The sequence below is a fragment of the Coprococcus sp. RTP21428st1_C9_RTP21428_210409 genome (assembly GCF_040227395.1).
GTDB classification, from domain to species: Bacteria; Bacillota; Clostridia; order Lachnospirales; family Lachnospiraceae; genus Coprococcus; species Coprococcus aceti.
Genome location: NZ_JBEHVV010000135.1, coordinates 1 through 2,139, shown reverse-complemented (window position 1 = coordinate 2,139; position 2,139 = coordinate 1). Strand labels below are relative to the sequence as shown.

Sequence of the window (2,139 nt, the reverse complement as noted above, 5' to 3'; positions counted from 1 at the left end):
GCAGTATGCAGGACAGTACGGCCAGCAGCAGTACGGAGCAAACCAGCAGTACGCAGCGAATCAGCAGTATGCAGGACAGTACGGCCAGCAGCAGTATGGAGCAAACCAGCAGTACGCAGGACAGTACGGCCAGCAGCAGTATGCAGGACAGTATGGCCAGCAGCAGTACGATGCAAATCAGCAGTTTGCAGATCAATACGGTCAGCAGATGAATGCACAGCAGAGTGTATATGATCAGACCGTGAACATGTATGGTGATCAGGCGCACAAGCCTGAGTCTCCAAAGAAGAGAAAGGGTATCAAGATAGCCATAATAGCAGTTGTGGCAGCGCTTGTTATCATAGCAGCATTTGTTGTTGTATTCTTCGTGTTCATCAAGAAGAGTCCTAAGGATGCGGTTAAGGACGCGATGGAGAACACAGCAAAGGAACTTGAGAACAATAATATTGTGGGTATCGTCGGAGCAGATGACATAGATGTCGACAAGCTGGACGTTCAGTCAGATTTTACCATCGACAAGGTTGCCGGAGATGGTAAGCTCGACGGTTCAACATTTACATTTGACGCAAGCACAGCCAAGAGCGACGGACAGAACAGCTTCAAGCTTGATTCTTCCATGACACTGGCAGGCGAGACAGTCAGTGCGGATGTTGTAATGATCGGTCAGACGCTCTATATGTCATGTCCTGATCTCTTTATCAAGACATTTTCATTTGACATGAACAGTGTTATGGCAGAGCTCGACAGCAAGGATGCGGGAGCCGGCGGTTCAGTTGACAGCGAGGCTCTTCAGAAGATCATAGATGAGGATCTCAAGCCGGCTGCAGATAAGCTTGCAGAGTCCATAACATATGAGAAGGTCGGCAAGGATGAGTTTACAAATGCAAATGGCAAGACTATCAAGGCAGACCACTACACAGTGACAATCACAACAGACGCTATAGATGAGTTCTCACAGGCACTGGTTGACTGTCTGAACAAGTACATGGACAGCAATCTGTCAGATGATATGATGGATCAGATGGGTGTTACAAAGGATCAGCTCAAGCAGTCCATCGGCACTATTCCATCTCTGGTCAGCGCAGTAATGACAAAGGATGCCGTTGCAAATGTATACGTAGAAAACGACAAGGTGATCCGTGTTGACTGGGATTATGATCTTGCAGCAGCAGGCGTTAAGATTTCATTCACAGCAGATTACATGGGTGACGGAAATGTCACATCAGATGCTGTAACAAAGATAGCACTTACATACGGTTCAGATGTAAATATAGAGCTCAAGAGTGAGTCAAAGACTGACACATCAGGAGATAAGATATCAACTGACAAGAAGTACACATTATCAGCAATGAGCGGCGGAGAGAGCCAGGAGTTCACAGGAAATGTGACATCAGACTATGACAAGAACAGCGGTAAGATGAGTGGAAGCATATCTGTTGATGTACAGGGTGAGACTGCTCAGGCTGCATTTGAGGGTGTCCTTGCAGATGTCAAGAAGGGCGAGTCATTCAGCATAAATGATGCAAAGCTCACAGTTACAGTATCAGGCGAGGATGTTCTTCAGTGCTCAGGAAATCTCAAGGTAGCAGAGAAGGACAACAAGATAGAGGCTCCTGCAGCAGGAGATGTGGTTGATTACTCAGTTCTCAACAGTGATGATGTAGATCAGTACATCAACATGGATAAGATGGAAAAGATCGTATCAGCATGGAGCGAGATATTTGACTCAGTAAGTGTTGACAGCAGACTTGACGGAAAGTTCGGCACCGACTCAAAGGATACTGAGGAGGAAGAGCCTGAGACAACAGAGGCAGCTACAACAGAGGAAGCAACCACAGAGAAGTCAAATGACAGCACAGAGGAGGAAGACCTTTCAAAGGTTACATTAAGCCTTGGCGATAAGTCAGTAAAGATCAATGATCCAAAGGGATACGAGAGAAGCTATGCTTCAGAGTATACCATATCTTATAATGATGAGAAGGGCGATGTATATGCAAGCTATTCTACATATACACACTATTCAGCAAGTGATCTTGTGAAGAACATGAAGGATACTTACACAGAGTATTACAACGATGAGAACTCCAAGGTCAACGAGATGACAGATGGCACAGTGAAGGCAAAGGATGGCACAGAGGT

General features: G+C 46.0%; 1 protein-coding gene. It reads left to right on the top strand.

Annotation, left to right across the window (positions count from 1 at the left end):
- A partial coding sequence (locus tag ABUA34_RS14185; protein ID WP_349823532.1) for a hypothetical protein occupies window positions 1-2,139 on the top strand: 2,139 nt, incomplete at both ends.